The following is a 17,409-nucleotide window of genomic DNA, read 5'->3' as shown; positions in this document are numbered from 1 at the left end:
ACATTTTTTTCACAGAACGCTCCACACACTGATGCCATCGAGGCTGTAAAAGTCCTTGAGCCAGTAAGCCTAGGGGAATTGCCATGTCAATGAGATCCATAAGATTGAACTCCCGTACCACCCTGTGTTTTGGCGTGGTGTGCCTGTTGCTTTTAATACAAGGCGCGATGACCCTGGTGAAAGTTGACAAAGTCTATTCGTCCACTGTGCAAATAGAAACTAACTGGCTACCCAGCATTCGTCAGGCTGGAAAGATGGAAAGTACGTTATTGAAACTTCGCTTGGAGTTGCGCAGGTTTGCACTGGATGCTAATCGGCTAAGTTCAACTTCGGTCGGTGCTGTTAAAGAGGCGAGTAGTGCGCTGGTTAAAGTAAGCAATGAGTATGCTTCGTTTGTATCCAGTCCCGAAGAAAAGAATAAATATGATCAAGTCATACGGGATATACAGGCCTATAACCTGAAAGTTGATGAGTTGCTGGCCATGGACAGTTCACATTCGGCTGCTGACTTGAGTGTGTTTTTTAGAGATTACACCAGCCCTCTGGCCGTTAAGCTGCAGTCCATGATTGGGGAATTGTTGGCTATCAACGAAACGGGTGGGCAGGCCGCAGTGGCCACTGCGGCCCATGAATATGATGCTGCCCGATTGTTCACATTGATCCTGATGGTGGCGTCGGTGCTGTTGACCATTGTGGTCGCCCGACTGTTCACCAAAAGTATCATCACGCCGGTTGGCGAACTGTTGGCCGCGACGGCGAAGATTGCCCAGGGAGACTTGCGTGTCGCCATCCAGATCAGCGGCAAGGACGAACTGACCGACCTGCAACAGTCCACTGCAGCCATGCAGATGAGTTTGAAAAGTACTTTGCAGCATATATCCGAAGCATCCGGCCAACTGGCATCGGCTGCTGAAGAGATGAGTTCGATCACCAAGGAGTCCAGTGCCGGTATTGAACGACAAAGTATGGAGACCGATCAGGCCGCCACGGCGGTCAATGAGATGACTGCCGCGGTAGAAGAAGTGGCGCGTAATGCGGTGTCGGCCTCCCAGTCGACCCAGGACTCCCAACGCTCGGCAAAAGTCGGCCAGGAGCGGGTGACCCAGACCATCGCTTCGATTGAAAAATTGAGCGCCACCGTCCAGCAAACCGGGGTCGAAGTAGAGGGGCTGGCCAAACAGGCCCAGGACATTGCAAGGGTGGTGGAAGTCATCCGCTCCATTGCCGAGCAAACCAACCTGCTGGCCCTGAATGCGGCCATCGAAGCGGCCCGGGCCGGCGAGCAGGGGCGCGGCTTTGCGGTGGTGGCCGACGAGGTCAGGGCGTTGGCCCATAGAACGCAGACCTCGACCCAGGAAATCGAACAGATGATCGCGAAGATCCAGAGCTGTTCCAGTGAGGCGGTGCTCTCGATGGGGCTGAACCGAACTGAAGCCGTGGATTCGTTGAAGATCGCCCATGAAGCGGGTGCGGCCATTACTCAAATCACCCACGCGATCGAGGATATCAACGAGCGAAACCTGCTGATCGCCACCGCGTCGGAAGAGCAGGCCCATGTCGCACGCTCTGTCGACCAGAACCTCATCAGCATTCGTGACCTGTCTATCCAGAGCTCGTCGGCCGCCAGTCAAACCTCGATCGCCAGTAATGAACTGTCGAAGCTGGCGATTGATCTCAAACAGATTGTTTCGAGGTTCTCGGTGAACTGAGCCGAGTCGGGCAGGTTGTTTGATCTTGAACTGTGAGGTAATGCCTATGTTGAAATGCATTCCTGCTTCGCAAGTCAGGTTGGGTATGTACGTCCACAAGCTCAACGGCGCCTGGACTGACCATGGTTTTTGGAAAAACAGTTTTTTGCTGACCCGTCTGCAAGACCTGCAGCGTTTGCGTCAGTCACAGGTGCAGAGCCTCTGGATTGATACCGAGAAGGGGGACGACGTGCTGCCGGACGAGCTGCCGCGTTCGCCAGCTGTTACCTCAACGGTCGCTGCACTGGCGCAATCTGCGGTGCCCCCGCGTGTTGATATGAAGGTCGAGGTGGCGCGTGCCGTCAAGGTGTGCGCGCGGGCCAAGAGTGCCGTCGTCGAAATGTTCAGTGACTTGCGCATGGGGGGCGCGATCGACCCTACTCGCGTGGTTAGCCTGGTGGATGAAATTTCCCAGTCGATTTTGCGCCACCCCCATGCCCTGATCAGCCTGGCCCGGTTGAAGCGGGCCGATGAATACACCTATATGCATTCGGTCGCGGTCAGTGGCTTGATGATCGCGTTGGCCAGGCAGTTGGGGCTGTCGCCGGCATTGGTCCAGGAGGCAGGGCTGGCAGGGTTGTTCCATGACGTGGGGAAAATGGCCATCCCGGAGGGCATTTTAAGCAAGGCCGGCAAGCTGACTGAGGCGGAGTTCGAGATTGTGCGCAGCCATCCCCAGGAGGGGGTGAACATGTTGCGCAACAGCCCGCATATCAGCGCCCTGGTATTGGATGTGTGCTTGCATCACCATGAAAAGTGCAACGGCGAGGGTTATCCCCACGGCCTGCGCCAGGATCAGATCAGCTTGTTTGCACACATGGGCGCGGTGTGTGATGTGTACGATGCGGTGACCTCAGAGCGGCCTTATAAACAAGGCTGGGGGCCGGCCGATGCCATTCAGAAAATGGCCGAGTGGAAAGGCCATTTCGATGAGCGGGTGTTCCAGGCGTTTGTCCGGTGCATGGGGATTTACCCGGTGGGCGCCTTGGTGCGCCTGGGGAGCGGGCGTATCGGTGTGGTGATTGAGCAAAGCCAGAAGTCGTTGCTCACGCCACGGGTCAAAGTGTTCTTTTCGGCGCGCTCCCGCTTGCCCATTATCCAGGTGGTGGTGAACCTGGCCGAGCAGCGCGACAAGATTGTCGCTCGCGAGAGCATCGAGGACTGGGGCTTCAAGCATATCGACGAGCTTTGGTCAGGCTTGCCCAAGCCCAAGGGCTCTTACTTCAGTTGAGCCCGATGTGCCGTGTCACAGCTGGTTGATCGGGATTTTCAGGTACACCACGCCATTGTCTTCCGCCGGCGGCATATTCCCCGCTCGTACATTCACCTGGATCGCCGGCAGCAACAGCGTCGGCATGCCCAGTCCGGCATCACGGGTGGTGCGCATTTGCACAAATGCCGCTTCATCCACCCCGTCATGCACATGGATATTGCTCGCTCGCTGTTCAGCCACGCTGGTCAGGCATTTGGCCTCGCGGCCCTCGGGTGGATAGTCATGGCACACGTACAGCCGGGTGTCGCCGGGGAAGGCCAGCAACTTGCGCATCGAGGCATACAACTGGCGCGCATCGCCGCCAGGGAAGTCACAGCGGGCGGTGCCCACGTCGGGCATGAACAGGGTGTCGCCCACCAGGATCAACTGGTCGTCGATCAGGTAGGCCATGTCTGCCGGGGTATGGCCGGGCACGTGCAGGGCCTGGGCCTTGAGGTTGCCGATGTGGAACACCTCGTCGGGGGCGAACAGATGGTCGAACTGCGAACCGTCAACGCGAAACGCCGGCTCCAGGTTGAACAGGTGCTTGAACACGCCCTGCACCTGGCTGATGGACTGGCCAATGGCGATTTTGCCGCCCAAGACACGGCGCAGGTACGGCGCGGCGGACAGGTGGTCGGCGTGGGCGTGGGTTTCCAGCAGCCATTGCACCTGCAAGCCATGGGCCTGGACGAACGCCACGACGTGGTCGGCCTGGCGCGTGTCGGTGCGTCCGGACGCGGGGTCGTAGTTGAGCACCGAGTCGACAATGGCACAGGGTCCACCGTCCGCTTCATAGACGATGTAGGTCCAGGTCGACGAGGCCTCGTCCAGGAAGGGTTGAATCAGCGCAGGCATGACGGTTGTCCCTGATGGCTAAAAAAAGGCGTGATATTCACTTTATGTTTAAACATAATGTTTTGAGCTTAAGTGAGAGAAAGGACCGAAGCAAATGGAATCCAGTCTGAGTGAAGGTGAAGTCGCCCAGTTGCGTGCGTCTGCGTCCAAGGCCTGTACCTTGCTCAAGGCCCTGGCCAATGAGGACCGGCTACTGATCCTCTGCCAGTTGACCCAGGGCGAGCGCAATGTGGGTGAGCTGGAAACCATGACCGGCGTGCGCCAGCCGACGTTGTCCCAGCAACTGGGAATCCTGCGCGACGAAGGGCTGGTGGCGACCCGTCGTGAAGGCAAGTACATCTTTTACGGGTTGGCCAGCCACGAAGTGATTCAAGTGATGAAAACCCTCTCCGGGCTGTACTGCGGGGCGGTGATAAAAAGCTGGGCGTGACGCCATACGGCAACGACCCTTGTGTGCATTGTTGAAATAAGAAAGGCCAGGACTATGAACGACCAACACTGGGGACCGACCATCAGTGGCGACATCGTGGTCATCGGCGGCGGCTCGGCAGGCATTGGCCTGCTGGCCAGCCTGCTCAAGCGCGACCCGCAGCTCAATATCATCCTGATTGAACCCAGCGCCGAACATTACTACCAACCCGCCTGGACCCTGGTGGGCGGCGGCGCCCATGACATCCGCAAGACCATGCGCCCCATGGCCCGGGTATTGCCCGACGGCGTGACCTGGGTACAGGCGGCGGTCAGTCAGTTGCTGCCCGACGAGCAGGCCCTGGTGCTCGACAGCGGCCAGCGTGTGACCTGGAATAACCTCATCGTCTGCCCCGGCCTGCGCCTGGCCTGGGAGAAAATCCAAGGCCTGGAGCAGACCCTGGGCCACAACGGCGTTACGTCCAACTACAGCTACCAGCACGCACCCTACACCTGGCAACTGGTGCAGCAGCTCAAGGGTGGCAAGGCGATCTATACCCAGCCAGCCATGCCGATCAAATGCGCAGGGGCGCCGCAAAAGGCCATGTACCTGTCTTGCGATCATTGGCTCAAGCAAGGTGACCTGAACACCATCGACGTCGAATTCAACCTGGCCGGCGCCGCGCTGTTTGGCGTGGCAACCTTTGTGCCGCCGTTGATGAACTATGTCGAGAAATATGGCGTGCAGTTGGCCTTCAACTCCAACCTGATCAAGGTCGATGGCCCGGCGCGCAAGGCCTGGTTCGAGGTCAAGGACGCCGAAGGCAATATCAGCGTCGAGGAAAAATCCTTCGACATGCTGCACGTCGTCCCGCCGCAAGTGGCCCCGGACTTTATCCGCCACAGCCCACTGGCCGACGCCGCTGGCTGGTGCGAGGTCGACCCCCACAGCCTGCAACAGGTGCGTTACCCGCACATCTTCGCCCTGGGCGATGTGTGCTCCACCAGCAATGCCAAGACGGCGGCGGCGGTGCGCAAGCAAATCGTGGTGGTCGCCGAGAACTTGCTGGCCCTGCGCAGACAGGCGCCGTTGCCGCTCAAGTACGACGGTTATGGCTCCTGCCCGTTGACGGTGGAGAAGGGCAAGGTGGTGCTGGCCGAGTTCGGTTATGGCGGCCGGCTGCTGCCGACCTTTCCCCTCGACCCGACGGTGGCGCGGCGCTCGGCGTGGTTTTTGAAGGCGACGCTGCTGCCGTGGTTCTACTGGAACGGCATGCTCAAGGGCCGCGAATGGCTGACCCGTCTGGCCAAGGTGGAGTGAGAGAACCCTATGCTGCTGGCAAGTTTTTTTGGCGTGTTCATGGGGCTGGTGATGGGCCTGACCGGGGCCGGGGGCGGGATCCTGGGGGTGCCGGCGTTGGTGCTGGGGCTGGGCTTGACCATGACCCAAGCGGCCCCGGTGTCATTGTTCGCCGTGGGGGCGGCGGCGGCGGTGGGGGCGATTGATGGCTTGCGCCATGGCCTGGTGCGGTACCGCGCGGCGTTGCTGATTGCCTTGCTTGGCGCCCTGTTTTCGCCGCTGGGGGTGTTCTTCGCCCATCAGTTGCCGGACAAGATCCTGATGGGCCTGTTCAGCGCGCTGATGGTGCTGGTGGCGTGGCGCATGTTGAGGCGCGAAAAGCTCGAGGCCGGCCCCAGCGACCATGGCGCCGCGTCCTGGGGGCAGAAGAACTGCATGCTCGATCAGCAGACCGGGCGGTTTTCCTGGACCGCCAAATGCACCGCGACCCTGGCCGCCCTTGGTGCGGTGACCGGTGCGGTATCGGGCCTGCTGGGGGTGGGCGGCGGTTTTCTGATCGTGCCGGCGTTCAAGCAACTGACCGATGTGCAGATGCGCGGGATTGTCGCCACCTCGCTGATGGTGATCAGCCTGATTTCGCTGATTGGTGTGGTCGGCGCGTTCCATGCCGGGGTGGTGATCGACACCCTCGGCTGGGTGTTTATTGGTGCCAGCATCGTCGGCATGCTCATCGGCCGGCGCCTGGGCTCGCTGATTCCGGCGCGGGCCTTGCAAATCGGCTTTGCCAGCCTGTGTATCGTGGTGGCAGGCGGGATGTTGTTCAACGCCCTTTGACCCCAACCCCGCGCCTACCGGTGTAAGCCTTAAGTGGCGGGCCCTCGGCGCCCTCCAAAGCACCGCGCATTTCCCTCCAAGGCAGCGTTTAACCGCGCTGCCTTGCTTTCGATAATCGCCTCCGACACCCAGACCCCCGTCGCGGAGCGCGCCATGCATAACAATAAGAACTTCCCCCGTCGTTTGTTGCCAGCCTTTATCGCCAGCCTCGGTTTGAGCTCGGTGGCCCAGGCCGAGATCGTGCTGTACGACAAGGACCAAACCACCTTCTCCACCGATGGCTACGTCAACGCCTTCTACGTCAACAGTGATGTGGACCGTGCCGGCGAGCAATACGACCGGCGCCAGTCGCGGGTAAAAATGGGCTTTTTGCCCAACTACCTGGGCTTCAACATGGGCAAGCAGGTCGATGACCTCAAGCTCGGCGCCCGTGCCTCGTTCTGGGTGACCATCAACGACAGTGAAACCAACGGCACCGACACCGCCATCGACGTGCGCCAGTTCTACGGCACCGTGGCCAACCCCGAGTGGGGCGAAGTGCTGATCGGCAAGGACTTCGGCCTGTTCGCCCGTTCCAACATCCTGCTCGACGAACTGCTCGCCGGCTATGGCCAGGTCAGCGACAGCCTGGGCCTGGTGGACGGCGGCGGGGTCTCGTTCGGCAATATCGGCAGTGGCTACCCATACCCGTTCCCCACCTCGCAAATCACCTACCGCACCCCGGTAATGGACGGCCTGCGGGTGGCCGTGGGCATCATGGACCCGGTCGACACCAACGACAGCAGCCCGCTGGGCAAGGCCTACCAGAAGAACCCACGTACCGAGAGCGAGATCACCTACCAGTTCGACGTGGGCGGGGCGAAGATCTACAGCTGGCTCAACGGCAGCTACCAGACCTCGGACAACACCGACTCTACCGTCGAATCGGTGACCTCCAAGGGCCTGGGCTATGGGGTGCAGGCGAAGATGGGCGGCTTGTCGCTCACCGGCTCCGGCTTCCAGGCCAAGGGCATCAACCCGTTCTTCACCAACAACGCCGGGGAGGCCACCTTGCGTAATGTCGACAGCAATGGCTACCTGCTGCAGGGCTCCTACAAACTGGGCAAGAACCGCCTGGCGCTGTCCTACGGCAAGACCAAGGACGACGGCAACGGCGTGGTCGGCAGCGGCGCCGACTACGAAACCCGGGGCATTGCCCTGTTCCATGACATCAACGACAACCTGAAGCTGGTGGCCGAGTACAACCAGTTCGAGATCAACGGCCACGACACCAGTGCGCAGAATGAAGACACCGATACCTTTGCCGTAGGTGCGGTGCTGACCTGGTAATGACCTGGAACACGGTCAAACGTGTGGGAGCTGGCTTATGTGGGAGCCAGCTTGCCTGCGATGCTTGCGACTCGGTGGGTCAGTTACACCGCGGTGATGCAATCGCAGGCAAGCCAGCTCCCACACAAAGCCAGTCCCCACAGAGATTCATCTGTTGCCCGGTGGCTCTCATCCCATCGAAGCCCCGACCCAGTACCCAAGTAGCATAGGTCGCCACCCCGTGCGTTCGTACACTTGAGCTTCAACGGGGAGATGACCATGCAACAGGTGCACAGCGAAGGCGTAGTCACAGCCATGTCCCAGGCCAGCGATGCGCAGCAGGTGGCCGATGAGCTGGCGTGCCAGTTGTTGCACCCGTACCTGGGGTTCGTGCTGTTCTTCTGCTCTGCCACCTATGACCTGCAGGCCCTCGGCCAGGCCCTGCAACACAGTTTCGGTGGTGTCCGCGTGGTGGGTTGCACCAGCGCCGGCGAGATCACGCCCCAGGGTTACGGGCGCAATTGCGTGACGGCGGTGGGGTTTGACCATGCGCACTTTTCCATTGCCACCGAACTGATCGACCAGGTCGAGCACTTCAGCCTGATCGACGCGCAACAAATGGTCGAACGCCTGGTGGGTGGCTGTCGCAGCAACACCCTGGCCCCGATCAAGGGCAACAGCTTTGCCTTGACCCTGCTCGACGGCCTGTCCAGCCGCGAAGAAATGGTCCTCGCCGCCCTGAGCGCAGCGCTCGGCGATATCCCGCATTTCGGCGGTTCGGCTGGCGATGACAACCACCTGACCCACACCCACGTGTATTTCGACGGCGCCTTCCACAGCGGCGCGGCTGTCGTGGTGCTGGTCAATACCTGGCTGGACTTCGAGGTGTTCACCACCCACCACATCCTGCCCTTGGCACACAAACTGGTGGTGACAGGCGCGGACAGCGCGTCGCGGCGGGTCTTTGAGTTGAATGCCGAACCTGCCGCCGAGGAGTACGCACGGCATATCGGCGTGGCCGTTGCACAGTTGGATCACCGGATCTTCGCCGCCCATCCGTTGGCGGTGCGTATCAACGAGCAGTACTACGTGCGGGCGATCCAGCAGGTCCACGATGACTTGAGCCTGAGTTTCTACTGCGCGGTGGAAAACGGCATCGTCCTCACCGCAATGACCCCGGGGCCGATCCTGCCCAACCTGCAGACCCTGTTCGACGGCCTGCAAGCGCGTCTCGGCGACCTGCTGCTGACCATCGGCTGCGACTGTTTCCTGCGGCGCCTGGAGCTCGAAGAGCACGGCACCCTGGAGCCGATCGGCGCCTTTTTGCGTGAGCAACGGGTGATGGGGTTCAACACCTACGGAGAACAGTTCAATGGCATGCACATCAACCAGACCTTTACCGGGGTCGCCATTGCCCGTGGTCGAAGCTCTGGACAGCGCTGAACTGCACGCGCAGATCCGCGCCCTGCAGCAGGACAATCGCAAGCTGGCGCGGATCAACGCCGCGCTGATCGAGCGCGTCGAGTCCGGCGCGACCCGTGGCAACGACCCTTATGCGGCGTTCCAGCATTCGGTGGTGCTGGCCGAGCAGGTGCGCGAACGTACCGACGCGCTCAACCAGGCGATGGCCGAACTCAAGGCCAGCAACCATCTGCTGCGCGATGCACGGCTGCGCGCGGAAACCGCCCACCAGCATTTGATTGATGCCATCGAGAGCATTTCCGATGCCTTTGTGCTGTTCGACCAGCACCAACATATTGTGTTGTTCAACAGCCGCTTCCAGGGGTTCTGGAGCAACAGCCCGGTGCAGATTGTCGCGGGCATGGGCCTGCGTGAGGTCAAACGGCTGATGACGGTCAACGGCCTGTTCACCGAAGAGGCCCACGGGCACGCTGATGAAACCCTGTTTTACCGTCTGGATAACGGCCGTTGGCTGCAAGTCAGCGAGCGGCCGACCCAGGACGGTGGGCGGGTGATTCTGTTTACCGACATCACTGACGTCAAACTGGCGGAAACCCTGCGCCGTGAACAGGCCGTCGCGCAGAAATCCCAGGAAAGCGAACGCTGGATCCGCCTGATCACCGACCATGTGCCGGCGTTGATTGCCTACCTCAATGCCGATCTGGTCTACGAGTTCACCAACAAGGTCTACGAGCAATGGTATTGCTGGGCGCAGGGCGCGATGCTCGGCAAAAGCCTGCGCCAGGCCCACAGCGAACAGCATTACCAGCGCCTGGAAGCCTACGTGGCGCAGGCGCTGGCGGGGGAGAGCGTGACCTTCGAGTTCGCCGAAACCAATATCAACCATCAGGAGCGCTACATGCTGCGTTCCTATGTGCCCAACCGCCTGGCCAGTGGCGAGGTGGTGGGGATCTTTGTGCTGATCCGCGACATCACCGAACGCCGGCGCACCGCCGAGGCCCTGCACCAGGCTTATCAGAACCTGGAACTGCGAGTGCGCGAGCGCACCGCCGAACTGACTTCGCTCAACGACCAACTGCTGCAGGAAATCGACGAGCGCCGCCGCGTGGAGTCGCGCCTGCGCGAAGCCAAGCTGGAAGCCGAGCAGGCCAACCTGTCGAAAACCAAGTTTCTGGCGGCGGTCAGCCATGACCTGCTGCAACCGCTGAATGCCGCCCGCTTGTTTACTGGGGCCTTGCTGGAGCGGCGTGACCCGGTGGCCAACGAGACCCTGGTGCGCAACGTCAGCAATTCCCTGGAAGACGTGGAAAACCTGCTGGGCACCCTGGTGGATATTTCCAAGCTCGACGCCGGGGTGATCAAGGCCGATATCGCACCGTTTGCCTTGAGCGAACTGCTGGACAACCTCGCCGCCGAATACACCCAAGTGGCGCGCAGCGAAGGCTTGCAGCTGCATTTTATTGGCTGCTCGGCCCTGGTGCGCAGCGATATCCAGTTGCTCGCCAGAATCTTGCGCAACCTGTTGAGCAATGCCATCCGCTACACCTACGGCGGGCGCGTGGTGCTGGGTTGTCGGCGTGAGCATCAGCGGTTGTCGATCCAGGTCTGGGACACCGGCATGGGCATCGCCGAGGAGCGCCTGGAGGAGATTTTCCAGGAGTTCAAGCGCGGCGATGTGCAACGCCCGGACCAGGATCGTGGGTTGGGCCTGGGGTTGGCGATCGTGGAAAAAATCGCGCGGATCCTCGGGCACCGGATCAGCGTGCGCTCCTGGCCGGGACGGGGCTCGATGTTCAGTGTGGAGGTGCCGTTGAGCAGCACCGCACCCAGGGTCTTGCCTATGCCGGTGATGAGTGAGCCGATGCTGGAGCGTTTGCAGGGCGCCCGGGTGTGGGTGCTGGATAACGACGCGGCGATCTGTGCCGGTATGCGTACCTTGCTTGAAGGCTGGGGCTGCCAGGTGATTACCGCCTTGTCCGAACAGGACCTGGCACGCCAGGTGGACAACTACCATGCCCAGGCGGACTTGCTGATTGCTGATTACCACCTGGATGACGAACAGAACGGCGTGGACGCGGTGGCCAGGATCAATGCGCGGCGGGCCAGTGCCATTCCGGCGATGATGATCACCGCCAATTACAGCAACGAACTGAAACTGCAAATCCGCGAGCTGGGGCATACCCTGATGCACAAGCCGGTGCGGCCGATGAAACTCAAGACTGCCATGAGCCACCTCTTGGGCCGTCCCTGACATACCCTCGATCAAAATGTGGGAGCGGGCTTGCCCGCGATAGCGGTGGGTCAGGCAAATAAATGCTGAATGACACACCGTTATCGTGGCGTAGGTATCTACACAGGTCTTTTCTGGGGTTGTGTACATATCCGTTGCTGGGGTCACGGCTGCTATTGGTTCCGCCCTTACGGCGGGTCACTTTTGGAAAAGAGCCCCAAAAGTAACCAAAAGGGCTCTTGCCCCACCACTCGGCACCTCGCCTAGGCTCGGTGTGCCCGTCATCCGACATTGATTTGGGGGGCCGCCGCGATGGGCCATCCATGGCCCAGCGCGGCTAACCCGGCGTCCTGCCGGGTTACCCCCCAAATCAATATCGGATGACGGCCAGCGTGGTTTAACGGGGCGCCTCAGATCAAGATCAAGATCAAAAGCAAAGCGAGGCGGCCTTAAAGCCGACCTGATCTTCGAATCGTACGCGTACCCCTGTGGGAGCTTAGTTGTAAGGAAAATCAGCGCCGCAGGTAGGAGCCGAAGTCGATATCTCCAGCGCTAAGGATCGCCTGCACCCGGTTATGTACGTTCAACTTGCGCAGAATCGCCGACACATGGGCCTTCACCGTGGTCTCGGCAATTTCCAGGGTGTAGGCAATCTGCTTGTTCGACTCGCCCTTGGTCATCCGCTCCAACACCAGCAACTGCTTGCGTGTAAGGGCCTGCAGCAGTTCCGGGGCGAAGGCCGGGTTGTCGTGCATGCGCCGCTGGCCGGGGTTTTTCTGGGTGCGGATGATGTCGGGCGGCAGGTATACGTTGCCATTGAGGATCTGCTGGATGGCTTCGGTCATCTGCGCCCGTGGCGAGGATTTAGTGATAAAGCCCACCGCGCCATAGGTGATGGCTTGCAGCACGATCTGCTTGTCCTGTTCGGCCGAGACGATCACCACCGGTATGGTCGGCGCTTCGTTGCGCAGGTTGATCAGGCCGTTGAGGCCGTGCATGCCGGGCATGTTCAGGTCCAGCAGGATCAGGTCGAGGTCGTCGTGCTCCTGGGTCAGGGCCAGGGCGCTGTCCAGGTCGGCAGTTTCCATCACTTCGCTGCCGGCAAAACCGTCGCTGATGACGTTATGGATCGCTTCGCGAAACAGCGGGTGATCGTCGGCAATCAGAATTTTATACATGGCCGTTCACCTTTTTATTGTGATGTTTCAGGGGGCAAGCTCAAAGGGCTCAGGGTGTGCCGCGGCGACGGGCAGCTTGGCGGCCTCCCATGCGTCCAGGCCATCGCGATACCAATACACAGTGTTATAGCCCAAGGCTTTGGCCCGTTTTACCGCGTTCCAACTCAACCAGCAATCGGCGCGGCAGTAGAACACCAAGGGGTGGGCAAGGTGACCGTCGGTGTAGGTGTACAGGTGGCGGGCAAAGTAGCTCTGCCACTCGGGCGTCAGCTCGCCATCGCCGGTATTGGCCAGCCAGTGGCTGCCGGGCAGGTTGGCGTGGGGCTGGTCTTCGATGAACTGGCCGTGCAGCCATTGCCGGCGGTAGACGTCGATCAGCACCGGGCGCGGCTGTTGCGCCAGCAGGGTTTGCAGGGCCTGGGTATCGACGATGGTCGCGCCCGGCAGGTGTTCGGGGGTGGGGCTGCGATAGAGGTTGATGCGGTAGCCGTCGCGGGAAAACAGCGCGGTTGGCGGCTGGGCAGCAGCCAGCAGCGGGGTCAGCGACAGCACGGCAGCCAGAGTCAGTCGGGCGGGCAGCATGGCAGGTACGATCCTTATAGTTATGCGTCTATTACATGCCAGTCGCGCTGCCTTGGGAATGCGACGATAGACAGCAAAACCAGTACCAAAGTAGTAAATCAGCCGGCGCTTGAGGGCTCTAGCATGAAAGTACCGGTCATCCTCAGGAGTTGTACGATCATGCGAATTCTCAAGGCGCTGCTCTTGCCGTTTTTGCTGATTGTCAGCCTGATCGGCGTGGACAAGCTCCACGGCCCGCGACCGGCGCCGTTGTTGGTGACGCCGGCGCATGCCTCATGAATATCCTGTTGGTAGACAAGCACGCCGTGGTGCGCCTGGGTTACAGCAGCCTGTTGCGGGCGCTGCTACCGGGCGTGGAGGTGCGCGAGGCGGGCACTGGCGAAGAGGCGCTGGCGCGGGTGCAGGAGGCGGTGCCGAACCTGGTGATCACCGGTTTTGGCCTGCCGGGCATCAGTGGCCTGGAGACCACCCGCCGCCTGCGCCAGCGCCTGCCGCAATTGCGCGTGCTGTTTTTCAGCCAGCATCAGGAGCTGCCCCTGGTACGCCAGGCCCTGGAGGCCGGTGCGTCGGGCTATATCACCAAGGGCGCGACGCCTGCGGTGATGAATGAAGCGGTGCAGCGCATCCTCGACGGCCACACCTATATCGAACAGGCCCTGGCCACCGAGCTGGCCTACCACCCGGTCGATCATCGCCTGCAGGGCATGACAGCCCGTGAGCTGGAGATTTTCCTGATGCTGGCCAAGGGCACACCCACCCGGGCCATTGCCGATCAACTGAGTATCAGCAGCAAGACCGTGTCCAATCACCTGACCTTGCTCAAGAGCAAATTGCAGGTCAGCTCCCATGCGGAGCTGGTGCATGTGGGGATTGATATGGGCGTGGTGCGGGCGGCGGGATAAGTCGCTCCTCTGCAGGAGCCGGCAAGCCCGCGCCTGCAAAAGTTAACGGTCCCAGGTGGTGGGGCAATCCTTGCAGCCCTCCATATTCGCGTCCTGGAAGTTTGCATAGTGCTGGCGGGTGCCGGTGAGGGTGGCCTGTTCCAGGTTGCTTTCACCGAACTTGGCCTCTTGCAGGTTGGCGTCGCTCAGGTCCGCACCTTGCAGGTCAGCTTTGCTCAGCCAGGTCATTTCCAGGTCCGCTGCACGCAGGTTGGCCTTGTGCAGCTTGGCCCCCGACAACCGCGCAAATTGCAGGTAAGCCGCGCTGAGGTTGGCGTTTTCAAATTGCGCGCCCTGGGCAAACATGCCCCAGCCTTGCACGGCCATCAAAGTGGCCCCGCTGAAATCTGCCAGGCGCAGGTTGGCTTGCTGCAGGCTGGCGCGGGTCAGGTTGGCGCCTTGCAGTTGGGCTTTTTCCAGGTTGGCCAGGTCGAGGTTCGCGTGGCGCAGGTCGGCCTCGCGCAGATCGGCCCCGGCCAGGTTCATTTTGCTCAAATCCTGGTTGCGCAGGTTGGCGCCCTTGAGGTTGGCGCCGGGGCATTGGCTGTGGGGGGCGAGGGTGCAGCCGTTGATGACCAGGGGTTGGTCGTCGCCGTCGTCGGCGTAGGCCAGGGGGAGGGAGAGCAGGAGTAACAGGGGCAGGTAGTTCATGGCAGGGACCTCGTGGTGGCCGTTGGGGCGCGGAGCGCCCTGGGAGGCATTCCCACGCAGAGCGTGGGAACGATCATCAACGGGGGGTTATTTTTGTGCGGTTTTGTTATCCCAACTCGGGATTTTGAACACCCAGAACGACCCGCCCTGTGCCACCGGTTTGGTCAGCTCGGCCATGTCGCCGCCCCACAACGGCACCGCGCCGCCGTAGCCAACGGTCACGCCGATGTATTGCTCGCCATCCTGTTCCCAGGTGATCGGTGGGGAGACGATGCCGCTGCCGGTCTGGAACTTCCACAGCTCCTTGCCGGTTTTTGCGTCGAAGGCTTTGAAGAAACCGTCGCCGGTGCCGGTGAACACCAGGTTGCCCTTGGTCGCCAGCACGCCGGCCCACAATGGCAGGGCCTCCTTGTGCTCCCACACCACCTTGCCGGTGGTCGGGTTCATCGCGCGCAGGGTGCCGACGTGGTCGTCATACATGCGCTTGATACGGAAGCCCATGCCCAGGTACGCCGAGCCCTTCTTGTAGTTGACCTCTTCGGTCCAGTATTCCTCTTTCCACTGGTTGCCGGGGATGTAGAACAGGCCGGTGTCCTGGCTGTAGGCCATGGGGTTCCAGTTCTTGCCACCGAGGAACGGCGGCGAGACTTCCACCGGCTTGCCCTTGGTTTCACCCGGCAGCGGCTTGGCCGGACGCTGGCCTTCGTTTTCCACGGGGCGGCCGGTCTTCAGGTCGATATGACTGGCCCAGGTGATGTTGTCGACGAACGGGAAGGCGTTCTGCAGCTTGCCGTTGTTACGGTCCACCACGTAGAAGAAGCCGTTGCGGTCAGCGTGGCCGGTGGCCTTGACCACTTTGCCGTCCTTGTCCTTGTAGTCGAACAGTACCAGCTCGTTGTTGCCGGAGAAGTCCCAGGCATCGTTTGGCGTGTGCTGGTAGAACCACTTCACTTCGCCGGTGCTTGGGTCGACACCCACTTGGCCTGAGGTATAGAGGCTGTCGAAGTCGTGAGGGTTGCCATCCTTGGAAGTACGCGCCCAGGTGTTCCACGGGCCGGGGTTGCCGGCGCCGACGATGATGGTGTTGGTCTCGGCATCGAAACTGGCGCTCTGCCAAGGGGCACCGCCGCCGTGGCTCCAGGCCTCGACCTTGCCGGTTTCGGTGGTCGGATCATCCGGCCAGGACGGTGCTTTCACATCGCCGGTGGTGGTGCTGTCCTTGCCATTCAGGCGGCCCATGTGGCCTTCGACGAACGGGCGCATCCACACTTCTTCGCCGGTGTCCGGGTCGCGGGCAAACAGCTGGCCGACCACGCCGAATTCATCGCCGGAGCTGCCGTGGATCAGCAGGACCTTGCCGGTGACCTTGTCTTTGATCAGCACCGGGGCGCCGGTCATGGTGTAGCCGGCGGCGTGGTCGCCGAATTTCTTGTTCCACACCACTTTGCCGGTGTTTTTATCGAGGGCGATCAGGCGCGCATCGAGGGTGCCGAAGTAGATCTTGTCGCCAAAAATCGCCGCCCCGCGGTTGACCACGTCACAGCACGGGCGAATGTTGTCGGGCAGGCGGTGGTTGTAGGTCCACAGGCGCTTGCCGGTCTTGGCGTCGAGGGCGAACACCCGGGAGTAGGAGCCGGTGACATACACCACGCCGTCGTTGACGATGGCCTGGGACTCCTGGCCGCGCTGCTTCTCGTCACCGAACGAGTACGACCAGGCCGGGGTGAGCTTGAACACGTTCTTGTCGTTGACCTGGGCCAGGGGGCTCCAGCGCTGGGCGTTGGTGCCCATGCCGTATTGCAGCACGTCCTTGGTGGTCAGGTGGTCGTTGGCAATGTCTTCCCAGGTGACGTTGCGCGTCTGCTTTGCAGGTTCGGCAGCGGCGAAGCTCGCCGCACTCAAGGACAGGCTGCCGACCAGCAGGAAAGCCTGCACGGCAAGGCTCAGCGGCGAGAGGGCGGGTAGCGATCTTATTGTCATGGTTGCAGTTCCCAGTGGAGGTTTTGGCCTGCACAGGTTGCTGGCTGGATGGTGCCCGCGGATACGGAAAATATCCCGGTGTGGCCGGGACAATTTCCCGAACCGCATCTGATTTAGCAGGGGCCCGCAAGCCTTACTACGAAGGGAGTAGAGCCCGGCCACCAAAGCAGCATACGGGCCCTGGCGAGGCGTTCCTATGATGGTTGCCATAGCCTCTGTAGAGAGGTTTTGCGTGCAATCCTGAGGGGACAATAATGACAACAAAACGCAACGCCTTGCTGGTTGCCGGCCTGTTGGCCGGGGTGATCGGTGCAGGCTCCGTCTGGGCTCACGGCAACGTGACGCCAACTGCCGTGGAAACCCAAGGCCTGACCCCGATCAAGGACGCCGGCGTACCGCTGGATGCCGATGGCTGGGCGGCTGTGAACCCGTATCGCCAGTCGCCGGAACACGCCAAGGCCGTCGAAGTGGGGGCCTCGGCCTATAACCAGAACTGCGCCGCGTGCCACGGTCTGGAAGCCAAGTCCGGCGGGATCGCCCCCGACCTGCGCATGCTCGATGAGGGCGATGCCGGGGACGAATGGTTCGTCGAACGGGTGCGCCACGGCGCCGTGCGCGATGGTCGGGTGTACATGCCGAAAATGGCTGACTACTTGAGCCAGGAAGCCTTGTGGGCGGTACGCACTTATCTTGATAGCGTGCACGTCGAGGAGTAAG

At 61.2% G+C, this 17,409-nt stretch carries 15 protein-coding genes; 10 read left to right on the top strand and 5 right to left on the bottom strand.

Annotation, left to right across the window (positions count from 1 at the left end):
- Window positions 1-83: 83 nt before the first annotated feature.
- Both HBR94_RS20185 and HBR94_RS20180 read left to right on the top strand, forming a co-directional pair.
- Complete coding sequence (locus HBR94_RS20185; protein WP_057439414.1) at window positions 84-1,709, top strand: methyl-accepting chemotaxis protein; 1,626 nt, start codon at window positions 84-86, stop codon at window positions 1,707-1,709.
- Window positions 1,710-1,755: 46 nt separating this feature from the next.
- Window positions 1,756-2,979 (top strand): HD-GYP domain-containing protein, encoded by a 1,224-nt coding sequence (locus tag HBR94_RS20180; protein ID WP_169961116.1) that lies wholly within the window; start codon window positions 1,756-1,758, stop codon window positions 2,977-2,979.
- Between the two features lie 15 nt (window positions 2,980-2,994).
- On the opposite strand, the gene HBR94_RS20175 is transcribed toward HBR94_RS20180, so the two are convergent.
- Window positions 2,995-3,858, bottom strand: coding sequence for an MBL fold metallo-hydrolase (locus HBR94_RS20175; protein ID WP_115128525.1), 864 nt, complete (start codon window positions 3,856-3,858; stop codon window positions 2,995-2,997).
- 94 nt (window positions 3,859-3,952) lie between these two features.
- Here HBR94_RS20175 and HBR94_RS20170 point away from each other — a divergent pair, with 94 nt between their 5' ends.
- The 6 genes from HBR94_RS20170 (at window position 3,953) to HBR94_RS20145 (ending at window position 11,381) form a co-directional block, all read left to right on the top strand.
- Window positions 3,953-4,288, top strand: coding sequence for a metalloregulator ArsR/SmtB family transcription factor (locus tag HBR94_RS20170; RefSeq protein WP_032860171.1), 336 nt, complete (start codon window positions 3,953-3,955; stop codon window positions 4,286-4,288).
- Window positions 4,289-4,342: 54 nt separating this feature from the next.
- Window positions 4,343-5,587 (top strand): FAD/NAD(P)-binding oxidoreductase, encoded by a 1,245-nt coding sequence (locus HBR94_RS20165; RefSeq protein ID WP_170045443.1) that lies wholly within the window; start codon window positions 4,343-4,345, stop codon window positions 5,585-5,587.
- Between the two features lie 9 nt (window positions 5,588-5,596).
- Window positions 5,597-6,400 (top strand): sulfite exporter TauE/SafE family protein, encoded by an 804-nt coding sequence (locus tag HBR94_RS20160; RefSeq protein ID WP_057439411.1) that lies wholly within the window; start codon window positions 5,597-5,599, stop codon window positions 6,398-6,400.
- Window positions 6,401-6,553: 153 nt separating this feature from the next.
- Window positions 6,554-7,729 carry a porin gene (locus HBR94_RS20155; RefSeq protein ID WP_169961114.1) on the top strand — a complete coding sequence of 392 codons (1,176 nt, stop codon included), beginning with the start codon at window positions 6,554-6,556 and terminating at the stop codon, window positions 7,727-7,729.
- A 258-nt stretch (window positions 7,730-7,987) separates the two neighbouring features.
- A complete protein-coding gene (gene nosP, locus HBR94_RS20150) occupies window positions 7,988-9,151 on the top strand; it encodes a nitric oxide-sensing protein NosP (protein WP_057960094.1) in 1,164 nt (387 codons plus the stop codon).
- Window positions 9,081-11,381, top strand: coding sequence for a PAS domain-containing hybrid sensor histidine kinase/response regulator (locus HBR94_RS20145; protein ID WP_120733526.1), 2,301 nt, complete (start codon window positions 9,081-9,083; stop codon window positions 11,379-11,381). Before nosP ends, HBR94_RS20145 begins: the two co-directional genes overlap by 71 nt.
- A 491-nt stretch (window positions 11,382-11,872) precedes the next feature.
- Here the strand turns inward: HBR94_RS20145 and HBR94_RS20140 are convergent, their stop codons facing one another.
- A complete protein-coding gene (locus HBR94_RS20140) occupies window positions 11,873-12,538 on the bottom strand; it encodes a response regulator transcription factor (protein WP_029296512.1) in 666 nt (221 codons plus the stop codon).
- Window positions 12,539-12,565: 27 nt separating this feature from the next.
- A complete protein-coding gene (locus HBR94_RS20135; protein ID WP_057960077.1) occupies window positions 12,566-13,120 on the bottom strand; it encodes a PQQ-dependent catabolism-associated CXXCW motif protein in 555 nt (184 codons plus the stop codon).
- 275 nt (window positions 13,121-13,395) lie between these two features.
- Here HBR94_RS20135 and HBR94_RS20130 point away from each other — a divergent pair, with 275 nt between their 5' ends.
- A complete protein-coding gene (locus HBR94_RS20130; RefSeq protein ID WP_057439407.1) occupies window positions 13,396-14,022 on the top strand; it encodes a response regulator transcription factor in 627 nt (208 codons plus the stop codon).
- Window positions 14,023-14,064: 42 nt separating this feature from the next.
- Here HBR94_RS20130 and HBR94_RS20125 read toward each other — a convergent pair whose 3' ends face one another.
- Both HBR94_RS20125 and exaA read right to left on the bottom strand, forming a co-directional pair.
- On the bottom strand, window positions 14,065-14,712 hold the full coding sequence (locus tag HBR94_RS20125) for a pentapeptide repeat-containing protein (RefSeq protein ID WP_057960075.1): 648 nt from the start codon (window positions 14,710-14,712) through the stop codon (window positions 14,065-14,067).
- A gap of 87 nt (window positions 14,713-14,799) precedes the next feature.
- Window positions 14,800-16,692 carry a quinoprotein ethanol dehydrogenase gene (gene exaA, locus HBR94_RS20120; RefSeq protein ID WP_057439406.1) on the bottom strand — a complete coding sequence of 631 codons (1,893 nt, stop codon included), beginning with the start codon at window positions 16,690-16,692 and terminating at the stop codon, window positions 14,800-14,802.
- Window positions 16,693-16,946: 254 nt separating this feature from the next.
- Here exaA and pedF point away from each other — a divergent pair, with 254 nt between their 5' ends.
- Window positions 16,947-17,408 carry a cytochrome c-550 PedF gene (gene pedF / locus HBR94_RS20115; protein ID WP_057439405.1) on the top strand — a complete coding sequence of 154 codons (462 nt, stop codon included), beginning with the start codon at window positions 16,947-16,949 and terminating at the stop codon, window positions 17,406-17,408.
- The last annotated feature ends 1 nt before the right edge of the window (window position 17,409 follow it).

It is taken from the genome of Pseudomonas sp. WS 5412, assembly GCF_012985615.1.
Taxonomy (GTDB): Bacteria; Pseudomonadota; Gammaproteobacteria; order Pseudomonadales; family Pseudomonadaceae; genus Aquipseudomonas; species Aquipseudomonas shahriarae.
Note: the sequence above shows the minus strand (reverse complement) of the source record. Positions and strands in the feature narration are given on the sequence as shown.